The organism is Vibrio sp. 779(2023) (genome assembly GCF_033344285.1).
Classification (GTDB): Bacteria; Pseudomonadota; Gammaproteobacteria; order Enterobacterales; family Vibrionaceae; genus Vibrio; species Vibrio alginolyticus.
This window is the reverse complement of record NZ_JAWPOM010000006.1, coordinates 109,063-132,222: the sequence shown is the minus strand read 5'-3', so window position 1 is coordinate 132,222 and position 23,160 is coordinate 109,063. Positions and strand designations below refer to the sequence as shown.

Genomic DNA, 23,160 nt, shown 5'->3' with positions numbered 1-23,160 from the left:
ATTTTAAGCCACCTTGATTCCGTCAAGGTGGCTTTTACATTGTAGCCTCGCGGTTGCGAAAAAAGCTTGTAAGTAACGCTTCTCTCTCTCTGAGTGACGCGTTGCTGCAAACAAGCGACGCCATAAGCCTTGGCCGAAAGGTTTACTGGTAATAAGACCTTGGCGAGAAAATTCAGAAATCGCCCAATTGGGTAGTGCCGCCACCCCTAATCCAGCAGAGACCATCTGAACTAACATGAGAGTATTGTCGGCTTGCTTCCATTTCGCAGGTTCTATTCCTGCTGGCTGAAGAAAGTGTTTTACGACGTCTAGCCTCTGTTTTTGAACAGGATAAGAGAGCATGGTTTGATCTGCGAGATCTTGCGGATCAATGATTTCTTTTTCCGCCAATGGGTGGTTGGTTGCGGTAATTAAACGCATTTCAAAGTCGAATAGAGGCTCGTAGTGGACTTCAGATCGAGGTTGGATATCGGAAGTAATAACAAGATCGAGTTCGCCTGCCAATAAAGCTGGGAGTGGTTCAAAGCCAAAACCAGAGGAAAAGTCCAATGTTACGCTAGGCCAAGCAAGTTGGTACTCCCTAAGTGCAGGCATTAGCCATTGGAAGCAAGAGTGACATTCAATGGCCATATGTAATCGGCCATTGACGTCTTCTTTCAAGCTCGCTAAATCATTTTCTGCTCTTGCGAGTTTCGGAAGGATATCTTCTGCAAGACGCAATAGGATTTCTCCCTCTGAAGTGAACTTCACCGGACGAGTCTTTCTCAGGAACAGTTGCCCTCCAATTCGCGCCTCCAAATCTTTGATCTGATGAGACAGTGCCGACTGAGTGAGATGTAAAGCGGTCGCTGTCGCCGTTAGAGAGCCAGTGTCTCGAAGCGAAGTGAGTGTCCGCAAATGTTTTAGCTCTATCATGAATTCCTTTCATCCTTTGTTGCTCGCTATGAACAGAATAGCAATCGTGTAAATAACTTAACGACAAAAAATGGATATGTAAACGTCTAGACGTCTATTTGTTGTTTTTATCTGCGAATCATGTCGCTTCATGATGAATTTTTTTAATAAACAAGTTGAATAAATGGACGTTGTTCTAATATCAGATGAGAGCGATAGTTTAGCCATCCAGACATCTCATTCTTTACCGAAAGATGCTCTGATCCAAACAAATTGAACAAAATTGAGAAAGGAATAGGGACATGGCGACAACGACTCACATACTAGGTTATCCACGCATTGGTGAAAAAAGAGAATTAAAATTCGCTCAGGAGAAATACTGGCGAGGAGAAATTGATCAAGCTGAGCTTAAAAAGGTTGGGGCAGATCTACGCGCCAAAAACTGGCAAACACAAACGGATGCTGGTCTGAGTTTTGCCACAGCTGGCGACTTCGCTTGGTACGATCATGTACTGACGACCACGTTGCTATTGGGTCATGTGCCAAAGCGTCACGCTGGTGGTTTCCCTAACCTGGATACGTTGTTTAAAGTGGGTCGCGGTCAATCTCAGGCGGGTTGCAGCTGTGCGGGCGCTGCGGCATCGGATATGACCAAATGGTTCAACACAAACTACCATTACATCGTCCCTGAATTCAGTAAGGACGATACGTTTGAAGTGAGCTGGCCCCAACTGTTTGAAGAAGTCAATGAAGCGCTTCAAGCTGGCCACCAAGTGAAGCCTGTTTTGCTTGGCCCAGTCAGTTACCTTTACTTGGGCAAAGAGGTCGAAGAAGGGTTTGACCGCTTAACCCTGCTACCACGCTTACTTACTGCTTACCAAGCTATTTTGGCAAAGCTAGCAAGTCAAGGTGTTGAGTGGGTTCAGATTGATGAGCCAATTTTGTCACTGGAGCTAGAAAGCAAATGGGCTGATTCGTTTAAGCTGGCCTACCAAGTGATTCGAAGCGATGTAAAAGTGCTGCTAACGACGTACTTTGACTCCGTAAGCGATACGCTAGACAAAATTGTAGAGTTACCGGTGGATGGTTTGCATATCGATTTATCTACCGTCCCTAAGCAGCTTGACGATGTAGTTACCAAGTTACCGGAGGATTGGGTGCTTTCTGCTGGTGTTGTGAATGGTCGTAATGTGTGGCGTTCAGATTTAAGTACCCAACTCGAGCGTCTACAGCCAGTCAAAGAGAAACTGGGCGACAAACTTTGGGTTGCCAGTTCATGTTCTCTGCTACATAGCCCTGTTGATTTAGCACTGGAAACAGAACTGAGCGAAGAAGTAAAAAGTTGGTTTGCCTTTGCAAAACAAAAAGTGGCAGAAGTCGCCTTGCTTGGCCGAGCGCTCGATGGTGATCAAAATGCGATTCGCGCTTGTGATACCTATAGCCAGCCAATCAAAGCGCGCAAGACAGCAACACATGTGAATAAACCTCAAGTACAAGCGCGTTTAAACAACATTACCGCGTCACTTGCCGAGCGCAGCGCACCTTATGCAGAGCGTGCTGCGCATCAAGCTGAAGTATTGGGCTTGCCTTTGTTGCCAACAACGACAATCGGCTCTTTTCCTCAAACGGGTGAAATCCGGGTGCAGCGCAGCGCTTATCGTACAGGTCAATTATCTGAGTCTGAATATATCCAAGCACTTAAAGGACATATTGCTGACGCAGTGAAACGTCAAGAGGCGCTCGACCTAGATGTGCTTGTTCACGGTGAAGCAGAGCGTAACGACATGGTGGAATACTTCGCTGAGAACTTGGCGGGTTTTCAAACGACCAAATTTGGTTGGGTACAGAGTTATGGCTCTCGCTGTGTGAAACCTGCCATTGTAGTTGCTGACATTGAACGTGAAAAACCGATCACGGTTGAATGGTCGACGTACGCCCAGTCGCTAACCCGCAAACAGATGAAAGGCATGTTGACTGGACCAGTAACGATTTTATGTTGGACGTTCCCACGTGAAGACATCACACGTCAAGAAATTGCGCAGCAACTTGCTTTGGCACTGCGTGATGAGGTGTCTGACCTGCAAGATGCAGGCATCAATATCATTCAAATTGATGAGCCAGCCATTCGAGAAGGTTTACCACTAAAAAAACGCGATCACAAAGCGTACTTAGAATGGGCCGTAAATGCGTTTAAGGTCTCTGCGGCAAGTGCAAAACCAGAAACTCAGATTCACACTCATATGTGTTACAGCGAGTTCAATGAAATCATTGATTCGGTTGCGGCACTCGATGCGGACGTCATTACCATTGAAACATCTCGCTCGAATATGGAGTTGCTGAAAGCATTTGAAGAGTTCAATTACCCGAACGAAATTGGCCCTGGTGTTTATGACATTCACTCACCAAACATTCCTACGGAAGAATGGATTGAAGGTTTAATCAAGAAAGCGGCAGAAAAAATTCCGGCTCAACGTTTGTGGGTAAACCCAGATTGTGGTCTGAAAACACGAAACTGGAAGGAGACAGAAGCCGCATTGGCAAATCTGGTTTCAGCGGCGAAGAAGCTCCGTGCTGAGCTGGCGTAACACATCGTTACAGCAAATAAAAACGGAGACTGTGGTCTCCGTTTTTCTATTCTTAATTGTTAACTTTCGTTTTCAGATTATCCAATAATAGCGAATCATCGTCTCATGCCGAAAGCAACAAAAATTACTGTAGCTACTTCACCTGAGTACAAGTCTGTGCGGAAACCAACTCATCTGCCATCAACTGACCGCGAGAATTACGTACCTTAATACGATACATCAAGCCCATATCAATTTGCTTGCGAACTTCTGGGTTGCTGCAGTAGGTATAGATACTGGTATTCAGTACTTGATTTAACGGCTTTGCACCGAGTGCGCCATCGTTATAAATCATCATCATCTCTACAACATTTTTGTTGGATGAGACTCGCATTATTTGCAGTGGACCGTACTCTAAAGGGAGGCCCGCTGACAAGACTCCTGCTCGGTTTGATGCCATAAGCTCAAGTTGGCGCTGATTATCATCGGTTGATGAACAGCCAGCCAGAGCACCAAATACCAAGAAAAGACACAGTAATTTTTTCATAAATTAAAACACTTTTTTGAACGGTTTCACGATTACATTATCGTAAACACCAGCCGCTACATAAGGATCGGCTTCTGCCCACGCTTTAGCATCCTCTAGAGAGGCGAATTCAGCGATGACAGTTGAGCCCGTAAATCCAGCTTCACCAGGATTGTCAGAATCTATCGCAGGCATCGGACCAGCTGTAAGAAGGCGACCTTCGTCTTGTAGCTTTTGTAAGCGATCCAAGTGTTGTGGGCGAACGCTCATGCGTTTTTCCAACGAGTTCTCAACGTCCTGTGAAAAGATGACATACCACATAGCATAGTTCCTTAATTGGTAGGGTAAAGTGTTAATTTAACGCCTTTTTTGTGTCTCTCACAAGTGAACAACAGAAAATGTGAGATCCTTTCTAACTGTTAGCGTTGTAGATTGACTAATTCTGAACCGGACGTGGTTTACCTTCACTGTCAATGGCTACGTAGTTGAAGGTCGCATCACAAACCATGAAGCGTTCGCCAACACCGTGAGCTTTGACGGGTTTGACCCATACTTCCAAATCGACACTCATGGATGTGCGGCCGATCTTAGTGCATTCGCCGTAGCAGCATACGACATCGCCCACACCAACAGGTTTTTTGAACGTAATGCTTGATACCGAAACGGTGACAACGCGACCACAAGAGATCTCTTTTGCCAGAATCGCGCCCGCTAAGTCGAGCTGAGACATTATCCAACCGCCAAAAATATCGCCATTGGCGTTTGTATCTGCAGGCATTGCAAGGGTACGAAGCAGCATTTGACCTTTCGGAGAGCTAATTTCTTGACTCATTGTGACATCCTAAATCTTAAAGGCGCTCAAACTAAGCGCCAACATAGTAAATACCTAGAACCAAAGGTCCTTAAAAAACCGCAGATACCGGACCAGAGAAAGTTGGTTTACAGCAGCAAGAATGGTCTGAAAACGGTACGTTGTTTGAGCGGTTTACTGATACATGGAGCAAAACAGCGACCCTAAGGTCGCTGTGAAGTCGCGGATTATAGCAAAACTGAGTTTTTAATCATCAGTGGACACATCGGATGAGTTATTTTTTTGTTCTTTTGGCATGTGTTTATAAATGTAAAAGCCAGTCGCAATCATGTAGGCAAATGTCGCGATCAACATTCCAAATACTTTGAAGTTAACCCAAACATCCAACGGCAATTCGTAAGCAATATAAATGTTTAAGCCAGCGAAGAATGAGAAGAAGCCAACCCAAGCCCAGTTAATCTTTGCCCAAACAGCGTCAGGTAACGTAATTTCCTTGCCTAGCATTCCTTTGATAGCTGATTTTCCCAATGCGTGGCTCACTGCTAAGCCAATCGCCAGAATCGCGTAAATGATGGTGACTTTCCACTTTATAAAATTGTCGTCGTGGAAGAAAAGGGTCATGCCGCCGAAGATAGTGACGATAACAAATGTTATTAGCTGCATCTTTTCGACTTTCTTATACAGCGCGTAGGTGACGACAAGTTGAATGGCTGTTGCTACGATCAGTGCACCTGTCGCCACGTAGATGTCGTACAGCTTGTATAAAGCGAAGAAAATGATGAGTGGTATAAAGTCTAGGATCTGCTTCATGATGGCAAAATCTACCTAATTGTTGAATTGAAGACAGTCTAACGGAATCTGACAAGATGTGAATACTGAGGAAGTTAAGGTAAGAATAGTAACGCTTAGTATATCGTACAGCCCGCAAGCTTCTTCCATGTCTAAACAGCAAATGGAAGGAATAAAAATTGCCGCGTGAAGCGGCAATAAAGTTGAGAGTTTTAAACCTTAAGCCACACGTTGATATTGGGAAATAAGCGTTTTTACATCTTCTAAATAGCCTTCCCGCAGTAAGTTATCGACCGTTGCTTCTAGCTCTTCGAGAGACATCGTGAAGCAAGTGGATTTACCAGTCATCAGGCTCAGATATTGATGATACTCTTCTTCTGTATAGTGGCCTAAGCGATCAAGTAACAGTGTTTTGATTCCATGATGAATCAAGCCGTAGTATGTATGTCGATGAAGTAACATGGCGATCTCCTTATCAAGCTCATACGCTACTCTTTTGCAGCCTGCTTGACCTTCTGGATAATTCGATTTACTCCAATAAAGCACATCTAGTGCCAATTCTATATTTGCAGATTAAAAAGTGTTGGAAGGCGCAGAATTCTCGTTCTGTAACCATCTTTGGATGACGACTTGAAGTGCATTTAACGTGGTGGGCTTTTCGAGTCTGTCATCCATGAGTTTCGAAATTAGCTCCAACTCTCTAGCTCCAGACTCACCAGATAAGGCAATGATTGGAACGGAGGATGTGATTTGCTTAATCCGTTGGCTTGCGTCAAATCCATTCATTACCGGCATTTGGACATCCATAAGAACGAGATCAATCTTATGAGAGTGGAATAGTTCTACCGCAGAGGCTCCATTATTTGCTTGTAAGCTGTTGACTCCCAGCCTTTTTAAATACATCTGTACCAAGGTGCGTTGCACCTCTTTGTCATCAACAATGAGCACTGTTGGTGCATCTTTAGATACTTGTACGTGTTGAGCTGAATGATTTTCAAAATGTGATGCAGTTGCTTTCCAGCTATCAAAGTCCGGTGCTCTTAATGTCTCTGGTTTTGGTGCGTTTGGTACGACTGGGAAATACAAGTAGAATTCTGTGAACTCGTTCAATTCAGACTGGCACTCTATTCGTCCTCCGAAGGAGCGCATAACACGTTGGCAATAGCCCAAACCTAAGCCACTGCCTCCGCTTTTTTGATACGAGAAAAAGTCATCAAATATCTTGTGTAAGATACTGCTATCTATACCTGGCCCACTATCTCGGAAGATCAGAATGTTTTCGTAAGCCCCCGTCTGGGTACGAATCTCAATTTGACTGTCGGGATAAGAATCAAAATAGTAGATAGCGTTACGAATCAAATTGAAAATGACAAAGTTAAACAGGGTCTCATTTAACTTCGCGACAAAATCGTGTGCCTGTGGTAGGTTAATTCTCTCTATTATTTGATCGTTTTCAAAACCATAACGGCTTACTGCTTGGTCGATGGCTTTATGTATGGAAGTGAGAGCTAAAGGCTCATGCTCTGGTGAACTGTCGCTAACTTCTCGTAAAATAATATCGATAAGTTGTCTACCGCGTTGTATGGCGGCTTCACCTTTATCAATTTCTCTTTTTAGCGTATCCAGTGAGGCGTTTGACTCTATATGCTGTTTTAAAGCTTCAAATTGTAATTGTACTTGAGCGAGAGGGTTACGCATTTCATGTGCAATGGAGTTAGCCAGCGCACGGCTTTGGCGTACCTTTCTATCGGCTTCAATGGTGCTCTGGATGCGAACTAATAACGTTTGCAGAGCTGAGATTTCTTCATTAGAAAACAGCTTATTATCTATTTTATGTGAAGAAATTAGTAAGTGAGTAACAGACTTTCCACGACCGAAGAGAGGCATAACGAGCGCAGTATTGCTTGAGCGCATGCGCTCGTAGAGCTTTCTCATCGACCCTTTAGAAGAGGAGGCATAATCAATTTCTTCAGACAACTCATCTAGCACGAGAACTGACTTGCTTGACGGCAGGTACTCTTCGTAAAACGTTTCTGTGTAATTGCTAGTGACTAGCTGTAGCTTGTTGTTTGGTATGTTAAGTAACGATGCCAACTGACGCATAGCATCATCTATTGAGCGTTTAAACTCTTCCTCTAACCCAAGGATTTGCTGAACGGGAGTGTGTCGTTTCCCATAAATAAAATACGAAGCGAAACGACTGACTCGCTTAAAAAGCAAGTGCCAAGTGATACCGATAAGCGCGCATAAAGGTACCGCAACAAGCCATTGGTTATCTTCAGAGATAGGAATAAATATCGCCCCTAGCGGCAGAACAAAAATGGCGCAGACTAAGAGCGCGCTTACCGTTAAGTACGTGAGATATTTAGCGCTGTAGAAGCGAGAGGTAAGTAGGGCATAGCCCACAAACAACATTTCGCTGATTGAAAGTGCTGGTGGTAACCAAGTTAGGGAGAAGTCGCCAAGGAAATACGTCATTCCAAGGTGTATCACTGCCGTAGATAACATGAATACCAAAATACCAGCGATCATATAGTTGCTTTTTGCTAACGTGAGCTTGCTGCTGTTAGCGCGCATGGCAATCAAGTTAAGCAGCGTTAGTACCACGAAAGCTAGCAAACTAATGAAAAAATATGAGGTATGTGGGCCAAATTTAATGACGAACTGGCTTGGACCACTAATGGTGACATTTTCGACAGTAAGATTCGGTACTAAGTTGATGTACAGTGAATACGTTGCTAGTGCGACAAAGACGACTTTTTGCCAGGCTTTGACCGCTGTTTTTTTAACATCTGCGGTTAACTGGCAAGAAAAATAGAATGCAAACGCAAAGGCGAAAAAAGACGCTAAGTTCGCTAACTTAGCCATAAAAATGCCACCAACAGAGCCTAATTCTGGCAATAAATCGGTATGGAAATAGGCGTTGCTGCTTATCCAAACAATGATACAGCTGGAATAAGCGATGTAAGGCGCGTGATGCGAGCCTAAGATTGATTCACTCTTCTGTTTTAGGCGATAGCAGTAATACAGTAGCCAAGCGAATACTATTAGTACAGTCGCGTACAATGCCATTGCTTTTGGGTAAAAGAGACCGTGCAAATGAACATCAAGCATGCTCATTCACCTTTTTATCCATTCTTTTTGTTCGTACGCAATGTTTGTAGTCGCGAAATTGTATGTCTTGAAATGCTTCAACCATCATACCTAAATTCCAGAAACCGCGGTATGTCTTGGTACCGTCACCGTTAATGTCGCGGTATCCTGAGTGAAAGTAGGCACTTAAATCAATAGATTGATAGAAATTTAACATAAATACTTGCTCAATAATGGTAAGGCCGAGCTTATAGCCTGCTTTATAGAGCTCGCTCATCATAGTTTTTTGCGCCAGATACAAAAAATACAGCTTTTGTTGAATGTTGCCTCCCACCGTAAGACGCAGTACTTCGCAAACCGCTTCACTGTTCTTTACACGAGATTGAAACTGAGCATCAAACTCAATAAGAGTGTGCTCATGAGTTAGAGCACGACACTCCAAAATACCCAGTTGATTGAGAACACTGTACCCATGATTAGGAAAGCAAAACTGCCATTGTTCGTTACTAAACTGTGGTGAGTAACTGAGCCAGTTATTTCGTTGATGCCAGCTTTGCACTAAAGCGGAGGAGACCATGATTGGTGAAGATGACGATTTGAGCAAGAGGGCAAAGTGCTGCCCTTTTTGCGAGAGTGATAAAAGAGGCAAGATTTCAAACCATTGTTCAGTTTGGACGAAAAGCTCAAGATTACTCAGTGTGATCGCTTCGGAAATCGGCATTAACGCTGCATGATTTGGCAGCATTACCTCAAGATCGCAATCTGCGATATCTTCAATTAACACGCTAGTATAGCTGTGGTCGTCAAACGGAAGCGGAGTAGGAATCGCAGCTTCGTTTGAAGGATATTTTTGCTTGATTGCTTCGATCTCGCATTGACACCAGAAAACCATCCAATGCGGGTAACAATCTGCGGCAAGTTGTTCAAGTAAACGAATCTCTTTGGAGAAACCTGTCGGATACTGTTGCACTAAATCTCGATAATCCATTAACTCAAATAGTGCAGAAAGACTTTTTGATGCGTGTTTAGGAAAGAGAGATTTAAGCAGTTTTATTCGATACAGAGCAACCTGTTGAAAAAGAGCATCTCGTTTTTGTTTCGTTAGGGTAAGAATAACTGAGTCAACCAGGGCCTGCTGCTTTGATTCGATCGGCAAATTTATTTTGGTGAGATATTCCAAAGATTGCTCAAGACTCATGATATAACCTAGCTCTAACGTTTTGTTATATTTTGTAATGGTTTATATCATTTTGAAAAATTTATGCCATCGGTTTCTATTTGTATAGTTACGTAATGCAAGAAAAGACAAAAAAACCGCTCATTATGAGCGGTTTTTGGTCTATTCAAGAAAGGGTTAGGCTTCTTGCTTTTTTAGCTCAGCTTCTGCCGTTTCTTCTTCAATTAGCGCATCAACGATAACTGCACATGCAGCATCACCTGTGATGTTCAGTGCTGTACGAATCATATCGAAAATACGGTCAAGAGCGAATAGCAGCGGTAGACCTTCAATTGGAATGCCAGCGGCAAGAAGCACGGCAACCACTAGGAAAGAAGGGCCAGGAACACCCGCTTGACCAACCGCACCCAATGTAGACGTTACGATAATTGCAATGTAAGCGCCCATGCCTAGATCGATATTGAACAGTTGAGCAAAGAAGATAGCAACCAAGCCATAGTAAATCGCATTACCTGACATGTTGATCGTTGCGCCTAGAGGCAGAACAAATGATGCAGTTGAATTTTTTACGCCCAGCTCTTTTTCACAGGTGTCCATTGTAACAGGCAGTGTTGCCATAGAAGACGCTGTTGAAAGCGCAACTGCTTGCGGTTTCTTCATTGAAGACAGGAATTTCTTCGCAGATGTCTTCGTGAAAACATGCACCATTGCTGGGTAAACAACGAAACCGAAGATTAGGATGGCGGCAACGTAAACAACGAACAGTTTAAACACCACCATTAGTGCACCAAAACCGAACGTACCGACGGCTTCTGCCATCAGACCAAATACACCGATAGGTGCAATGATCATTACTTTGTTGATCATCCAAACCATTGCGTCAACGATGCAGTTAACACCATTGATGATTGGTTCACGACGCTCTTTTGCTTGCTTAGAAATCGCAATACCAAAGAACATACAGAAAACGAGGATCTGTAGGATGTTTGCTTCATTTAGTGATTGGAAAACGTTGGTTGGGATCATACCAGTGATGGTTGCCCAGAAAGTAGGTAGTTCACCTTTTGAAGCGTATTCTGCTGAGAACATGCCTTCAACGCCAGAGACGTCGATACCCATGCCTGGTTGGAATACTTCACCCATAAATAGTGCAAGCGCAACGGCTAGGGCGGATGTTAAACCAAAATAACCTAGAGTGACGATGCCAACTTTACCTGCTGACTGGCTGTTCCCAAGACCAGCGGCGCCAGAAATCAAGGCTACAGCGACCAAAGGAATAACCAACATTTTGATTAAGTTGATAAAGATAGCACCTAAAGGAGCGAACACTGTCGCATCATGACCCATCATGGCACCAACGGCTGTGCCCACGATCATGGCGATTACGACTTGTACGCCAATGTTGTTTAGCAAACTCTTTTCTTTTAACACTTCCATAACCTCTGTGCTAATAAAATGTAAAATCCTAAAATTACCCACTAACCATAAATGGATTTACGGATAATTATCTCGCCTTGCTTTTTACACTTATCGTTTACAATTGGCAATATGCAGCAAGGTATTATTGATGGATTAATCGATATTTTATTGACGAACGATAAAGTTTTGTTCAATAGCAAACGTTTGCTATTGATTTTTCTTATAAGGGTCGCGCTTAGGATTGTTCAAGTTTATTTTTCTTTATTTGTTTTCTTTTTGTTAATTTTAACCGCTTTTGTATTTGCTATTGCAGTCAGAGTTTTTAGTGACTTGGGTTGATATTTATAACAATTCATCTCTTTCAAGCTCACACTTTTATTAATTTGCCTTCTGAAATGTTAATTGCTTTACATTCTTGGCTCTAATTGCGTTGTAAACATAATGTTAAATTGTAATGACTGGTGAGACTCAAATGCTGACGATCCAGTGTTAGAGATAACTTGCTTAGTTAATGCTCCTGAGCTGATTAGACGAGAAAGACAAGTAAGAGGTGAAGAGACTATGATGAATCTTGCTGCTGCGTTACAAAGAAATGCTGCGAGTAAACCAGATAAAACGGCGTTGATATGTGGCACTGAAAAGATAAATTATGCGCAGTTTGATGCGATCGCCGGCAAGATCGCAGCGTCTTTAATCAATAAAGGCGTAAAGCCAGGTGACCGCGTTGCGATTTCATGCCCAAACATTCCTTTTTTCGCGTTTGTTTATTATGCAATACAAAAAGCTGGCGCGGTTGCAGTCCCATTAAATGTGCTTTTGAAAGCGCGAGAAATTAAGTATCACTTAGAAGATTCAAAAGCGAAGTTTTATTTCTGCTTTGAAGGGACGAAAGAACTGCCAATGGCAAAAGAGGGTGTCAAAGCCTTTGAACAAGTCGATACATGCGAAGGCATAGTCGTATTGACTCAATCTCAAGATGAAAGCTATTGGAATGGTGTAATAACTCTCAATGCGTTTATAGCCGATGTCCAACCGTTGCCGGATTATATACCGCGTAATGCGGATGATACATGTGTGATTTTGTATACATCAGGGACGACAGGCTTACCAAAAGGCGCTGAACTGACTCAGCAGAACATCATAATGAACGCTCTGGTGGCACAAAACATTATGGGCAGCCAGGCCGATGATATTCACTTAGTAACTTTGCCTTTATTTCATACATTTGGTCAAACCGTCCACTTAAATGCTAGTGTTTTGGGCGGGGCAACATTGGTGTTAGTGCCTAGGTTTGAGCCTAAACATGTTCTTGAGCTGGTGGAAAAACATAGGGTGACGATATTTGCTGGTGTGCCAACGATGTACATCGGTCTGCTTCATGTGCAGCATCAATTTGATACCTCGTCATTGCGTGTTGCAGTAAGCGGTGGTGCGCCATTACCAACCGAAATCTTTCGAACCTTTGAAGAAACATTTAATGTGCCGATCTTAGAAGGATACGGGTTGTCGGAGACAAGTCCTATTGCATGTTTTAATCATTTAGATCAGGAGCGAATACCAGGCTCGGTAGGTCAACCGGTTCAAGGCGTCGAAGTAAGAGTTATCGACATTGAAGGCAATGCACTACCGATAGGCGAAGAAGGTGAGATTGTTGTGCGTGGTCATAATGTTATGAAGGGATATCTTGACCGCCCAGAAGTTACTGAATCTGCGCTACAAAATGGTTGGTTCCATACTGGTGATGTGGGCCGCTTTGACAGTTCAGGTAATTTATTTATTGTCGATAGAATGAAAGATCTGATCATTCGAGGTGGATTTAATGTTTATCCCAGAGAAATTGAAGAAGTTTTCATGACTCATCCTGCCGTTTCAATGGTCGCGGTGATAGGGATTCCAAATGAAGAGTATGGCGAAGAGATAAAAGCCTACGTTGTACTTAAACCAAAAGAATACATTGACGCCGATTCATTACAAAAGTGGGGTAAAGAGCAATTAGCCTCGTTTAAATATCCTCGTTATGTCGAAATTCGTGAACACCTCCCGATGAGTGCGACAGGAAAGATTTTGAAACGTGAGTTGAAATCTGAATTGAATATAGCTTAGTTAATTCAATGGTTTTTGTGTCACAGCGCCACTTGCCTAAGCGCAAATGGTGTTGTGCTCTTGACCAATTAGATGCATAAGTTTTTTAGCTATCGTTAGACAATACTTAGCGTTTGTTGAATGAATCTATTGCTCGAGTTCTTTAAAGTATTCTTCTAAGCGTTTCGGATTGGTAATGGTTACTGAGCCATAGTTTAGCTCTAGCATCCCGATACTTTCTAGTCGTTTTAGTATCTTGTGTACGCTCTGACGAGTTAGCCCCATCATGTTAGCGATATGTTCTCTTGTTACCCTGACAACGCATGGTCGAGTATCGATCGCTTGATTAAGTTGGTATTCAGCAAGTAGCAGCAACCTTTTGGCGACTCGTTCTTCAATTCCTCTAATCGCGTCATCTTCGATAACAGAAATAGCAGACCACAAGCGGCGGCTAAGTAAGTCTAGTATAGTGGGGTAACTTTGAGGGTATTTGGCGAGTAATTGGCGAAATTTATCTCCAGGAAGCTCCATTACAGTCACGTCAGAATGCGCGGTCGCACCAAAAATACGAGGCATACCGGGAGAAAAAACATTGTCTCCAAACCAGCCACCAGCTTCGAAAATCATCAGTGTGACTTCTTTGCCTTTTGAACTAATTGAGTTCACTCTCACTGCACCTTGAGCTATGACCATAAGAGAAGATTGAAGCGCACCTTTATTGCAAATCAGTGCTTTTTCGTCGAAGCAGCGAACCTTAGTCATTTGCGCTGCTTCACTAAGCCCTTTATCTGGCAGCCCTGATAGTACAGGACATTTGGCTAGCAGTGTTTTGACTTCTTCCATGTAGCAACCTTACTGCACATTGCTTTATTGAGTTAGTTAAGTTACCCAAGCTTAACACTCTTTGAGTGCTCTGCTTGAGATAGATTTGGAAAGTGCGGGCGTTGAACAAAAAATGACGTGGTATAAACACGATAGTAAGAAAACGCCCACTAAACATAATGTTAAGCGGGCGTTGTTGTGTCATATCAAACTGAAATTATTTTTGAGTGGCAGCTTTCATTGCAGAAACGAATTCACCTAGCTTGTCGAGCATAATTTGTGGCTGCTCAACGTTCGCTTCAATGATTTTGACCACGGCTGAACCAGAAATTGCACCAGCGGCGCCAGATTCTAGTGCTTGTTTCACCTGTGCTGGCTCAGAGATACCAAAACCAAGTAGCGCTGGTGGTGCATCAAATTGGTTCAGTCTATCCAGCATATGACCTACAGGCATGTTTGCTTTGGTTTCTGCGCCAGTAACACCTGCACGAGAGAGTAGGTAAGTGTAGCCGCCACCTAACTCTGATACTTGCTTCAGTGTTTCATCACTTGCGGTTGGTGGTGCGATGAAGATTGGGTGAATACCAAACTTTTCTGCAGCAGCAACAAATTCGGCACTTTCATTAGTTGGCACATCTGCAATCAAAACAGAATCGATGCCTGCTTTTGCACAACGCTCATAGAAGTTCTCGATACCACGAGAGTAAACAAGGTTCGCGTACATCAGAAGGCCAATAGGTAGCTCTGGGTACTTAGCTCGGATCTTACCAATTTGTTCGAAGCAGATATCCGGTGTTGCGCCTGAATCTAGAGCACGAATGTTCGCACCTTGGATAGTCGGGCCATCCGCAAGAGGATCTGAAAATGGAATACCGAGTTCAAGGGCATCAGCACCAGACTCGACCAGTGTTTCCATGATTTTGTAAGACTGCTCGGCGTTTGGATCGCAAACCGTTACGAACGGTACAAATGCGCCTTGGTTCTTTTCGTTTAGGCGCGTAAACACCTTCTCATAACGGCTCATTAGATTGCTCCTTTTTCTTCTAAGATGGTGTGTACGGTGAAGATGTCTTTGTCACCACGACCTGATAGGTTAACGACTAATAATTGTTCTTTCTCTGGGTTCTCTCGAGCCATACGCAGTGCATGAGCCAGTGCGTGAGAAGATTCAAGAGCAGGGATGATGCCTTCATGGCGTGCAATCTCTTGGAATGCTTCTAGCGCTTCATCGTCTGTCACGTTGTCGTATTCAGCACGGCCGATTGCGTTTAGGTGGGCGTGTTGTGGACCAACTGAAGGGAAATCAAGACCAGCAGATACTGAGTAAGACTCTTCAACTTGGCCGTTTGGATCTTGCATCAATGGCGCTTTCATACCGAAGAAGATGCCTGTTTTACCATGCTTAAGTGGTGCACCGTGCTGGTCAGTATCGATACCTTTACCTGCTGGCTCAACACCAATTAGGCGAACGCTTTCTTCTTCGATGAAGTCAGCAAACATGCCGATAGCGTTTGAACCACCGCCCACACATGCGATAACCGCATCAGGAAGACGGCCTTCACGTGCCAAAATCTGATTCTTCGTTTCTTCACCAATCATGCGTTGGAAGTCACGCACGATCGTTGGGAATGGGTGAGGGCCTGCCGCTGTACCTAGTAGGTAGTGCGCGTCTTCATAAGTTGCAGACCAGTCGCGTAGCGCTTCGTTACATGCGTCTTTAAGCGTTGCTGAACCCGAGTGGACAGGAATAACTTCTGCGCCCATTAGCTTCATACGGAATACGTTCGGGCTTTGACGCTCAACGTCTTTTGCACCCATGTAAACGCGACACTTAAGGCCAAGCAGCGCACACGCTAGTGCCGTTGCTACACCGTGTTGGCCTGCGCCTGTTTCTGCGATGATTTCGTTTTTACCCATGCGTTTTGCAAGTAGCGCTTGACCTAACACTTGGTTGGTCTTGTGCGCGCCACCGTGAAGTAGGTCTTCACGTTTTAGGTACAGTTTGGTTTTCGTACCTTTGGTTAGGTTACGAGTTAGAGTCAAAGCCGTTGGACGGCCCGCATACTCTTGGAGAAGCGTCATGAATTCGCTGCGGAATTCTGGATCTTCTTGCGCGTCGATAAACGCTTGCTCTAGTTGCTCCAGTGCTGGAACTAGAATTTGCGGAACGTACTGACCGCCGTATTCGCCAAAGTAGGCATTCAGTTTTGCCATCGTTATATTCCTTCTCGTATTTTTCGCTACGAATAGCTTTAAATTTTTTAGCTGATATCCAGCTTTAGTAGCTGCGAATGGCGGTGAAGGCCGCGAGCAACTTCTGTGAATCTTTTTTGCCTGGTGCGCTTTCTACACCAGAGTTTAAATCTAATCCCAAGCAACCTAGTGTCGCTGCTTGTTGAGCATTTTCTGGCGACAGTCCGCCCGCTAGCATAATTTGACTTGGGTCGCCGATCAGTGACCAGTCGAACACTTGACCAGTTCCGCCAGTTTGAGTGCCAACTTGCGCATCTAATAAATGGCGATCAATGTTGTCTGCTAGCAATTCTGGCTTGGCATCAGTCACGCCGTAAGCTTTCCAAATTTCTACCGCTGCTGGCAGTTCGGCTTTGAGTTGGTTTACGTAAGCTTGGTCTTCTTGACCGTGCAGTTGCACCGCTTTTAAACCCAAAGAGGTCACGACAGAAGCAACAAAATCGATATCGTGATTTTGGAACACGCCTACATAGTTCAGTGGAGCACCGCTCATGGTTAAGCGCGCACCTTCAAGGTCGACCGCACGCTTCGACTTCTCGACAAAAATCAGGCCACCAAATACTGCGCCTGCTTGATATGCTTTTGCTGCGTCATCTGGATGCGTTAAGCCACACACTTTATTTTCGCCTAACGTCACTTTACGTACAGCAAGTTCTAGGTTGTCTTCCGCCATCAGTGAACTACCAATCAAGAAGCCGTCTGCGTATTCCGCTAAATCACGAACTTGTTGATGCGTATAAATGCCAGATTCTGAGATTACTGTTGCGTTAGGAGCCAGTTCGCGAATGGTCGGTGCCAGTTCTTTAGTACGATTCAAATCAGTACTTAGGTCGCGAAGGTTACGGTTATTAATGCCGATAACGCGTGCGCCAAGCTTAACGGCACGATGAAGCTCTTCTTCGTTGCTGACTTCGGTCAAGATACCCATGTTCAGGCTGTGCGCTGCTTCCTCTAGCGCTTTGTACTCTTCGTCATTCAGGACAGAAAGCATCAGTAGCACGGCATCAGCACTGTAATGACGCGCTAGGTAAACTTGGTAGGTATCTACCATGAAGTCTTTGCACAGAACCGGTTGTTTGACTTGGCCACGCACTTGAGGAAGAAAGTCAAAGTTACCTTGGAAGTACTTCTCGTCTGTTAGGACTGAAATCGCATCAGCATGGTTGTTGTAAACCGATGCAATGTAATCCAAGTCGAAGTGATCACGAATCAAACCTTTAGAAGGAGATGCCTTCTTACATTCGGTGATGAAGGCCGTCTTTTCGCCACTCAGAGCATCGTAGAAGCTGCGGTCCGATGGCAGTAAATCAGACTGAAATGTGCTTAGCGGCTGAGACACCTTACGGTCTGCTACCCACTGATATTTGTCGCGGACAATTTTCGCCAGTACTTCTGCCATTTCTGCTTCTTTCTTAGAAACGTGTTCAGACAGGTTGTCAGCTTGCTGAGTGTTGAAGTCAGTCATCTTCTGCAATTCCTTAAGCGTGTGCGGCAAGTTGTTGTACCAATTGGTACGCCTTGCCTGAATTCATTGCCGCAATCGCTTGTTGCGTGTTGGCTTTTAAATCTTCGTGGCCGAATAGACGCATTAGCAGAGCAACGTTCACCGCCACTGCGCCCAATTGTGCGTCTGTACCTTTACCCGTCAGAATATTGGTAATGATCGCTTTGTTTTCTTCAGGATCGCCACCTTTGATTGCTTCTAGTGGGTGCGCTTCTAGACCGAAGTCTGCAGGCGTTAATTTGTATTCTGTGATCTTACCGTCTTTGATTTCGGCAACGGTTGTTTCACCGTGAATTGCTACTTCGTCCAAACCACTGCCGTGTACTACAGCGGCGCGCTTCATACCCATTTGTAGCATGGTTTCTGCGATAGGACGAACCAGTTCTTCACTGTAAACGCCCATCAATTCGATGTTAGGACGAGCAGGGTTAATCAGTGGGCCAAGAATGTTAAAGATAGTGCGTGTTTTCATGGTTTGACGCACTGGCATCGCATGGCGCACACCACCGTGGTATTGAGGTGCAAATAGGAAAGCAACACCAATATCGTCTACCGCTTTGCGCGTATCTTCTGCGCTCATAGCTAGGTTGATACCAAATGAATCAAGAAGATCAGAAGAACCAGATTTGCTTGAAACGCTGCGGTTACCGTGTTTCGCTACTTTTAGACCACATGCTGCAGCAACAAACGCCGCAGTGGTTGAAATGTTGATGGTGTTGTGACCGTCACCACCAGTACCTACGATATCTGCGAAATCGTAATCTGGGCGAGGGAATGGGTTTGCATTTGCCAGCAGTGCTTTCGCCGCGCCTGCAATTTCGTCTGGCGTTTCGCCTTTGAGTTTTAGTGCAGTCAGTGCTGATGCCATCAAAATTGGGTCTAGTTCACCACGGATAATGATGTCGAATAGCTGTTGGCTCTCTTCCTGAGTAAGCGATTCTTGCTCGTACAGTTTGGTAATAATAGGGTTGATGATTGCTTCCATATTTCCTCTCCTAAATTTCTTATGTGCCAAGTGTTTTTTAAGCAGTGAGTGGGGTCGCTGAAGTTTGTTCTTCAAGTGCCCATTCAATGGCATTGGCCAACAGTGTTGCTCCGTAGGTCGTCATAATAGATTCCGGGTGGAACTGGAACCCGCAAACTTTATCTTCTTCATGTACAACAGACATTACCAAGTCATCCACTTCTGCTGTGATGGTTAGGCTCTCAGGAACCTTGGTCGCAACCAGCGAGTGGTAACGTGCAATTGCAAGTGGTGATGGTAGGTTTTGGTAAATCGCATGGTTTTGGTGCTCCATCATAGAGACCTTACCGTGAATGATTTCGCCTGCGCCAGCAACAGTACCGCCGTACGCTTCAACAATCGCTTGGTGACCAAGACAAATGCCGATCATCGGCACTTTGCCTTTCATACGTTGGATAAGCTCTGGCATTGAGCCTGCCTCTGAAGGTGCACCAGGACCTGGTGATAGCAGAACCACTGGGTTTTCAAGCTTATTTACCGCTTGTTCAATGGTTTCTGCTGGGATGTTGTTTCGGTAAATCTTGACCGAGTGACCTAACGAGCGGAACTGATCCACAAGGTTGTAGGTGAACGAGTCAAAGTTATCGATAAAAATGATATTAGCCATCTCTGAACCCTATTCCTTATTGTGACTTATGCGCTGCTTGGATAGCAGAGATTACCGCTTGTGCTTTGCCGCGCGTTTCGTCTGCTTCCGCTTGCGGATCAGAGTCGAACACCACGCCAGCACCAGCTTGAACTTGAGCAATGCCGTTCTCAACGTACGCTGAGCGGATCACGATACAGGTGTCGAGTGTGCCTTCACCAGTGAGGTAGCCAACAGCGCCGCCGTAGCTACCGCGTCGTGCGCCTTCTACATCGCGAATCAACTGCATGGCACGAATCTTAGGTGCACCGGTGAGCGTACCCATGTTCATACATGCTTGGTATGCGTGCAGCGCGTCTAGGTCTTCACGCAGTTGACCAACCACACGAGACACCAAGTGCATTACGTGGCTGTAGCGGTCGACTTTTAGAAGGTCTGCTACGTGGCGAGTACCAGCTTGAGCAATACGAGCGACGTCGTTACGTGCCAAGTCAACCAACATCATGTGTTCTGCGTTTTCTTTCATGTCGGTGCGCAGTTCAAGTTCGATGCGGCTATCTAGGTCGAAATCAATCTCGCCGTTAGGGCGCTTACCGCGGCGACGAGTGCCTGCGATTGGGTAGATTTCAATTTGGTTAGTGTCGGTTTCGTACTTAAGCGCGCTTTCTGGTGATGCGCCAAACAGAGTGAACAGCTCATCTTGCATGTAGAACATGTAAGGGCTTGGGTTACTTTGTTTCAATTCTTTATAAGCAGCCAGTGGAGAAGGACAAGGTAGAGTGAATCTACGAGACGGTACAACTTGGAATACATCGCCTTTCACTACGAACTCTTTTAAGTCGCGAACGGTTTGGCAGAAGTCTGCATCAGACACGCTAGGTTCTACCGTTACATCTGTTATTTGCTCTGCACTCGGCAACAGTTTTGGCGCTGCACATTGGGCGCTAATTTCTGCAATACGAGTCTCTAACGCTGTTTTCTCTGAACCATCAACAAACAACGTCGCTTGAAGCTGGCAAGATTCCGTTTGATGGTCGACAACAAGTAGTGTTTCCGCGACGTAGAAAACGTAATCTGGACACTGATTTGTTGCTTCGGCATTACCAAGCGGCTCAAAGTTTGCGACTAAGTCGTAGGCAAACAGACCACCAAGGAAAATTGCGTGTTTGTCTTGCTGTGAAATATCAAAACTATGCTGAACCAAACGCAGCGCATCGAAAGAAGAGGCTTCACGTAGGCGAGAGTCTTCATCTAACGTGTCGCATGGCTGGTTAAACTGCAAAGTTAGCGTTTCGCCATCGAACTTGCTCTCAACGTCACCACGGATGTTCTGGTTTAGGTGAGACAGTAGGTTTTTACCGTTATTGGTCAAGGCGTGCATGCTAACGGTATGGCCGAAGCAAACAATGCGAACCGCTGAATCTACGATCAGCAGGGATTTTAAATTTTGCTTTGAATCGATCTCAGCAGATTCCAGCAATAGGCTGTCAGTTTTGTTCTCACATAGTGTGTGGAACAAGCGAGTCGGGTCTTGAGTATAAGGGACGGAAGCCGTTAGCACTTCAAGCTGTCCAAGTTTCTTAATTTCAATGGCCTTGTTCACAAGACCTCCTTGTAGCTGTTTAAATCTTCCTGCCGTACATAGTCGCATAAAGCAAACGTTCTCCCAATCTAGAGTTGGCTATATTCGATTAATGTTTAGGCAGTTGAATGTGAAATGAGCAACAAAACAAAAAAGCCCGCTTAAGTAGCGGGCTTTACAACGTTTGGTTCTATAAACTAGAAGTATACGTTTGCCCACCAAGAACTAGTCCAAGTGCGCCACCAAGCAAGATCTGATGAGTTTGCCTTATTAAGACAAACCGCAACTTTCGCTTTTTGGTTTTGGTTAAATTCTTGTAACATGGTGAACCTTAAATTACGTACTTTGTATTTATGTACTAGTTAACTAGTGCGAGAGTAAAAAGTCAACCCCAAAACGGCATTAAAACGATAAAAATATGAGAATTGATTTACATAGTCACACCACTGCATCGGACGGTCGGTTAGAGCCTAAAGATTTAGTGGAAAGGGCGCTGAGTTTTGATATCGAGGTTTTGGCGATCACTGATCACGATACGGTTGACGGTTTGGCGTTAGCTAAGCAATACGTTCAAGATAATAATTTGCCGATAAAAATCATCAATGGCATTGAGATATCGACCGTCTGGCAAAACAAAGACATTCATATTGTCGGCCTGAATATCGATCCGGAAAATGAACAATTATCTGCCCTCATAGAACAGCAGAAGCAGCATCGCATAACACGATCTGAGTTAATTGCAGAGCGACTACAAAAAGCAACTCGAGTAGGTGTGCTTGAAGAGGTAAGGCAAATCGCCGGTGATGCTCCAGTGACAAGAGCGCATTTCGCGAAATGGTTGGTAGATAATGGTTATGCAAAAACCATGCAAATGGTGTTTAAAAAATACCTAACGCGTAATAACCCAGGTTATGTACCACCGAATTGGTGTTCGATGAAGGATGCGGTTGATGCTATCCATGCGGCTGGTGGAATGGCGGTATTAGCGCATCCTGGTAGATATAAGTTGACAGCGAAGTGGATTAAGCGTCTTCTAGCAGCGTTTGTCGAAGCGGGTGGTGATGCGATGGAAGTTGCACAGCCACAGCAAGCGCAACAAGAAAGGCGCAACTTGGCTGATTATGCTATACAATACAAACTATTAGCCTCTCAAGGCAGTGATTTTCACTACCCATCACCTTGGATGGAGCTAGGAAGGAACCTATGGTTGCCTGCTGGCGTCGAACCAGTTTGGAAAGATTGGGGAATAGATCCTTCGTTGAATAATACTCAGTAATACGAAGTCGAGAACCCATAAAAATATAGAGCCGAGAGGCTCGATAATGAGGAATTACAATGAGCCAGTTTTTTTACGTTCACCCAGAAAACCCACAGGCTCGCTTGATTAATCAAGCAGTAGCAATCATTCGTAACGGCGGCGTTGTGGTTTACCCTACTGATTCAGGGTACGCACTTGGCTGTCAGTTGGAGAACAAACAGGCACTGGAACGAATCTGTCAGATTCGTCGTCTGGATGATAAGCATAACTTTACTTTACTGTGTCGTGATTTGTCGGAGCTTTCTCTCTATGCGCGAGTGGATAACTCTGCATTCCGACTGCTGAAAAATAACACACCAGGTCCTTACACCTTCATCTTCAAAGGCACAAAAGAGGTGCCGCGTCGTTTGATGAATGCAAAACGTAAGACCATCGGTATCCGTGTTCCAGACAATCAAATTGCCTTGGACTTGTTGGAAGCATTAGGTGAGCCGATGATGTCTACGTCGTTGATTCTACCTGGCTGTGACGTAACAGAATCTGATCCAGAGGATATTCGCGATAAACTAGAACATGCGGTTGATGTGATTCTTAATGGCGGTTACCTAGGTGAACAACCTACGACTGTAATTGACTTTAGCGAAGGTGAACCTGTTGTGGTTCGTTTGGGATCTGGTGACCCTGCACCATTCGAATAGTAGACGCACACCACCGTCAAACAAAATAGGAGGCATCGCGCCTCCTATTTTTGTTATCATATCGAATATCTCATTGAA

General features: G+C 44.6%; 21 protein-coding genes and 1 other annotated feature. Of the genes, 4 read left to right on the top strand and 17 right to left on the bottom strand.

Features of this window, described 5'->3' with window-relative positions:
• Positions 1 to 3 precede the first annotated feature (3 nt).
• Positions 4 to 915: an HTH-type transcriptional regulator MetR gene (gene metR / locus R8O70_RS10210; RefSeq protein ID WP_054730490.1), complete on the bottom strand. Its 912-nt coding sequence runs from the start codon at positions 913 to 915 to the stop codon at positions 4 to 6.
• A 281-nt stretch (positions 916 to 1,196) separates the two neighbouring features.
• Here metR and metE point away from each other — a divergent pair, with 281 nt between their 5' ends.
• Complete coding sequence (metE, locus tag R8O70_RS10205) at positions 1,197 to 3,479, top strand: 5-methyltetrahydropteroyltriglutamate--homocysteine S-methyltransferase (RefSeq protein ID WP_064354143.1); 2,283 nt, start codon at positions 1,197 to 1,199, stop codon at positions 3,477 to 3,479.
• 133 nt (positions 3,480 to 3,612) lie between these two features.
• Here metE and R8O70_RS10200 read toward each other — a convergent pair whose 3' ends face one another.
• From R8O70_RS10200 to R8O70_RS10165, 8 genes are all read right to left on the bottom strand, one after another.
• On the bottom strand, positions 3,613 to 4,005 hold the full coding sequence (locus tag R8O70_RS10200; RefSeq protein WP_005386726.1) for a GspS/AspS pilotin family protein: 393 nt from the start codon (positions 4,003 to 4,005) through the stop codon (positions 3,613 to 3,615).
• A 3-nt stretch (positions 4,006 to 4,008) separates the two neighbouring features.
• Positions 4,009 to 4,305 carry a YciI family protein gene (locus tag R8O70_RS10195; protein WP_005376766.1) on the bottom strand — a complete coding sequence of 99 codons (297 nt, stop codon included), beginning with the start codon at positions 4,303 to 4,305 and terminating at the stop codon, positions 4,009 to 4,011.
• A gap of 115 nt (positions 4,306 to 4,420) precedes the next feature.
• Positions 4,421 to 4,816 carry an acyl-CoA thioester hydrolase YciA gene (yciA, locus tag R8O70_RS10190; protein ID WP_005376768.1) on the bottom strand — a complete coding sequence of 132 codons (396 nt, stop codon included), beginning with the start codon at positions 4,814 to 4,816 and terminating at the stop codon, positions 4,421 to 4,423.
• A gap of 225 nt (positions 4,817 to 5,041) precedes the next feature.
• Positions 5,042 to 5,605 (bottom strand): septation protein A, encoded by a 564-nt coding sequence (locus R8O70_RS10185; RefSeq protein ID WP_033905687.1) that lies wholly within the window; start codon positions 5,603 to 5,605, stop codon positions 5,042 to 5,044.
• Between the two features lie 198 nt (positions 5,606 to 5,803).
• Complete coding sequence (locus R8O70_RS10180; protein ID WP_005376770.1) at positions 5,804 to 6,046, bottom strand: hypothetical protein; 243 nt, start codon at positions 6,044 to 6,046, stop codon at positions 5,804 to 5,806.
• A gap of 111 nt (positions 6,047 to 6,157) precedes the next feature.
• A complete protein-coding gene (locus R8O70_RS10175; protein ID WP_318184168.1) occupies positions 6,158 to 8,698 on the bottom strand; it encodes a hybrid sensor histidine kinase/response regulator in 2,541 nt (846 codons plus the stop codon).
• Complete coding sequence (locus R8O70_RS10170; protein ID WP_054866149.1) at positions 8,691 to 9,875, bottom strand: acyl-homoserine-lactone synthase; 1,185 nt, start codon at positions 9,873 to 9,875, stop codon at positions 8,691 to 8,693. Before R8O70_RS10170 ends, R8O70_RS10175 begins: the two co-directional genes overlap by 8 nt.
• A gap of 156 nt (positions 9,876 to 10,031) precedes the next feature.
• The gene (locus tag R8O70_RS10165) at positions 10,032 to 11,291 is read right to left on the bottom strand and encodes a dicarboxylate/amino acid:cation symporter (protein ID WP_005376774.1); all 1,260 of its coding nucleotides are present in this window, start codon (positions 11,289 to 11,291) and stop codon (positions 10,032 to 10,034) included.
• Between the two features lie 543 nt (positions 11,292 to 11,834).
• Here R8O70_RS10165 and R8O70_RS10160 point away from each other — a divergent pair.
• The gene (locus R8O70_RS10160) at positions 11,835 to 13,376 is read left to right on the top strand and encodes a long-chain-fatty-acid--CoA ligase (RefSeq protein ID WP_054577046.1); all 1,542 of its coding nucleotides are present in this window, start codon (positions 11,835 to 11,837) and stop codon (positions 13,374 to 13,376) included.
• A 126-nt stretch (positions 13,377 to 13,502) separates the two neighbouring features.
• On the opposite strand, the gene R8O70_RS10155 is transcribed toward R8O70_RS10160, so the two are convergent.
• The 8 genes from R8O70_RS10155 to R8O70_RS10120 all read right to left on the bottom strand — a co-directional run bounded on the left by R8O70_RS10155 (position 13,503) and on the right by R8O70_RS10120 (position 21,449).
• The gene (locus R8O70_RS10155) at positions 13,503 to 14,198 is read right to left on the bottom strand and encodes a Crp/Fnr family transcriptional regulator (RefSeq protein WP_005376777.1); all 696 of its coding nucleotides are present in this window, start codon (positions 14,196 to 14,198) and stop codon (positions 13,503 to 13,505) included.
• A gap of 196 nt (positions 14,199 to 14,394) precedes the next feature.
• Positions 14,395 to 15,201, bottom strand: a complete 807-nt coding sequence (gene trpA / locus R8O70_RS10150) for a tryptophan synthase subunit alpha (protein WP_258624379.1) — start codon at positions 15,199 to 15,201, stop codon at positions 14,395 to 14,397.
• A complete protein-coding gene (gene trpB / locus R8O70_RS10145; protein ID WP_151514973.1) occupies positions 15,201 to 16,391 on the bottom strand; it encodes a tryptophan synthase subunit beta in 1,191 nt (396 codons plus the stop codon). Before trpB ends, trpA begins: the two co-directional genes overlap by 1 nt.
• 64 nt (positions 16,392 to 16,455) lie before the next feature.
• The gene (gene trpCF / locus R8O70_RS10140; protein ID WP_171346203.1) at positions 16,456 to 17,895 is read right to left on the bottom strand and encodes a bifunctional indole-3-glycerol-phosphate synthase TrpC/phosphoribosylanthranilate isomerase TrpF; all 1,440 of its coding nucleotides are present in this window, start codon (positions 17,893 to 17,895) and stop codon (positions 16,456 to 16,458) included.
• Between the two features lie 13 nt (positions 17,896 to 17,908).
• Complete coding sequence (trpD, locus tag R8O70_RS10135) at positions 17,909 to 18,919, bottom strand: anthranilate phosphoribosyltransferase (RefSeq protein ID WP_258624377.1); 1,011 nt, start codon at positions 18,917 to 18,919, stop codon at positions 17,909 to 17,911.
• Between the two features lie 37 nt (positions 18,920 to 18,956).
• Positions 18,957 to 19,565 carry an aminodeoxychorismate/anthranilate synthase component II gene (locus R8O70_RS10130; protein WP_258624376.1) on the bottom strand — a complete coding sequence of 203 codons (609 nt, stop codon included), beginning with the start codon at positions 19,563 to 19,565 and terminating at the stop codon, positions 18,957 to 18,959.
• A 16-nt stretch (positions 19,566 to 19,581) separates the two neighbouring features.
• Positions 19,582 to 21,147, bottom strand: coding sequence for an anthranilate synthase component 1 (locus R8O70_RS10125; protein ID WP_033905669.1), 1,566 nt, complete (start codon positions 21,145 to 21,147; stop codon positions 19,582 to 19,584).
• 126 nt (positions 21,148 to 21,273) lie between these two features.
• Positions 21,274 to 21,377: a sequence feature (Trp leader region), on the bottom strand.
• The gene (locus tag R8O70_RS10120; protein WP_005376787.1) at positions 21,324 to 21,449 is read right to left on the bottom strand and encodes a trp operon leader peptide; all 126 of its coding nucleotides are present in this window, start codon (positions 21,447 to 21,449) and stop codon (positions 21,324 to 21,326) included. Its footprint overlaps the feature before it by 54 nt.
• A 95-nt stretch (positions 21,450 to 21,544) precedes the next feature.
• Here R8O70_RS10120 and rnm point away from each other — a divergent pair, with 95 nt between their 5' ends.
• Positions 21,545 to 22,402 carry an RNase RNM gene (gene rnm / locus R8O70_RS10115; RefSeq protein WP_005386777.1) on the top strand — a complete coding sequence of 286 codons (858 nt, stop codon included), beginning with the start codon at positions 21,545 to 21,547 and terminating at the stop codon, positions 22,400 to 22,402.
• Between the two features lie 59 nt (positions 22,403 to 22,461).
• A complete protein-coding gene (locus tag R8O70_RS10110; RefSeq protein WP_318184167.1) occupies positions 22,462 to 23,082 on the top strand; it encodes an L-threonylcarbamoyladenylate synthase in 621 nt (206 codons plus the stop codon).
• Positions 23,083 to 23,160: the final 78 nt, after the last annotated feature.

Excerpts from the sequence above, each read along its gene's own strand:
- metR (WP_054730490.1), bottom strand. The coding sequence starts at position 915 with ATGATAGAGCTAAAACATTTGCGGACACTCACTTCGCTTCGAGACACT.
- metE (WP_064354143.1), top strand. The coding sequence starts at position 1,197 with ATGGCGACAACGACTCACATACTAGGTTATCCACGCATTGGTGAAAAA.
- R8O70_RS10200 (WP_005386726.1), bottom strand. The coding sequence starts at position 4,005 with ATGAAAAAATTACTGTGTCTTTTCTTGGTATTTGGTGCTCTGGCTGGC.
- R8O70_RS10195 (WP_005376766.1), bottom strand. The coding sequence starts at position 4,305 with ATGTGGTATGTCATCTTTTCACAGGACGTTGAGAACTCGTTGGAAAAA.
- yciA (WP_005376768.1), bottom strand. The coding sequence starts at position 4,816 with ATGAGTCAAGAAATTAGCTCTCCGAAAGGTCAAATGCTGCTTCGTACC.
- R8O70_RS10185 (WP_033905687.1), bottom strand. The coding sequence starts at position 5,605 with ATGAAGCAGATCCTAGACTTTATACCACTCATCATTTTCTTCGCTTTA.
- R8O70_RS10180 (WP_005376770.1), bottom strand. The coding sequence starts at position 6,046 with ATGTTACTTCATCGACATACATACTACGGCTTGATTCATCATGGAATC.
- R8O70_RS10175 (WP_318184168.1), bottom strand. The coding sequence starts at position 8,698 with ATGCTTGATGTTCATTTGCACGGTCTCTTTTACCCAAAAGCAATGGCA.
- R8O70_RS10170 (WP_054866149.1), bottom strand. The coding sequence starts at position 9,875 with ATGAGTCTTGAGCAATCTTTGGAATATCTCACCAAAATAAATTTGCCG.
- R8O70_RS10165 (WP_005376774.1), bottom strand. The coding sequence starts at position 11,291 with ATGGAAGTGTTAAAAGAAAAGAGTTTGCTAAACAACATTGGCGTACAA.
- R8O70_RS10160 (WP_054577046.1), top strand. The coding sequence starts at position 11,835 with ATGATGAATCTTGCTGCTGCGTTACAAAGAAATGCTGCGAGTAAACCA.
- R8O70_RS10155 (WP_005376777.1), bottom strand. The coding sequence starts at position 14,198 with ATGGAAGAAGTCAAAACACTGCTAGCCAAATGTCCTGTACTATCAGGG.
- trpA (WP_258624379.1), bottom strand. The coding sequence starts at position 15,201 with ATGAGCCGTTATGAGAAGGTGTTTACGCGCCTAAACGAAAAGAACCAA.
- trpB (WP_151514973.1), bottom strand. The coding sequence starts at position 16,391 with ATGGCAAAACTGAATGCCTACTTTGGCGAATACGGCGGTCAGTACGTT.
- trpCF (WP_171346203.1), bottom strand. The coding sequence starts at position 17,895 with ATGACTGACTTCAACACTCAGCAAGCTGACAACCTGTCTGAACACGTT.
- trpD (WP_258624377.1), bottom strand. The coding sequence starts at position 18,919 with ATGGAAGCAATCATCAACCCTATTATTACCAAACTGTACGAGCAAGAA.
- R8O70_RS10130 (WP_258624376.1), bottom strand. The coding sequence starts at position 19,565 with ATGGCTAATATCATTTTTATCGATAACTTTGACTCGTTCACCTACAAC.
- R8O70_RS10120 (WP_005376787.1), bottom strand. The coding sequence starts at position 21,449 with ATGTTACAAGAATTTAACCAAAACCAAAAAGCGAAAGTTGCGGTTTGT.
- rnm (WP_005386777.1), top strand. The coding sequence starts at position 21,545 with ATGAGAATTGATTTACATAGTCACACCACTGCATCGGACGGTCGGTTA.
- R8O70_RS10110 (WP_318184167.1), top strand. The coding sequence starts at position 22,462 with ATGAGCCAGTTTTTTTACGTTCACCCAGAAAACCCACAGGCTCGCTTG.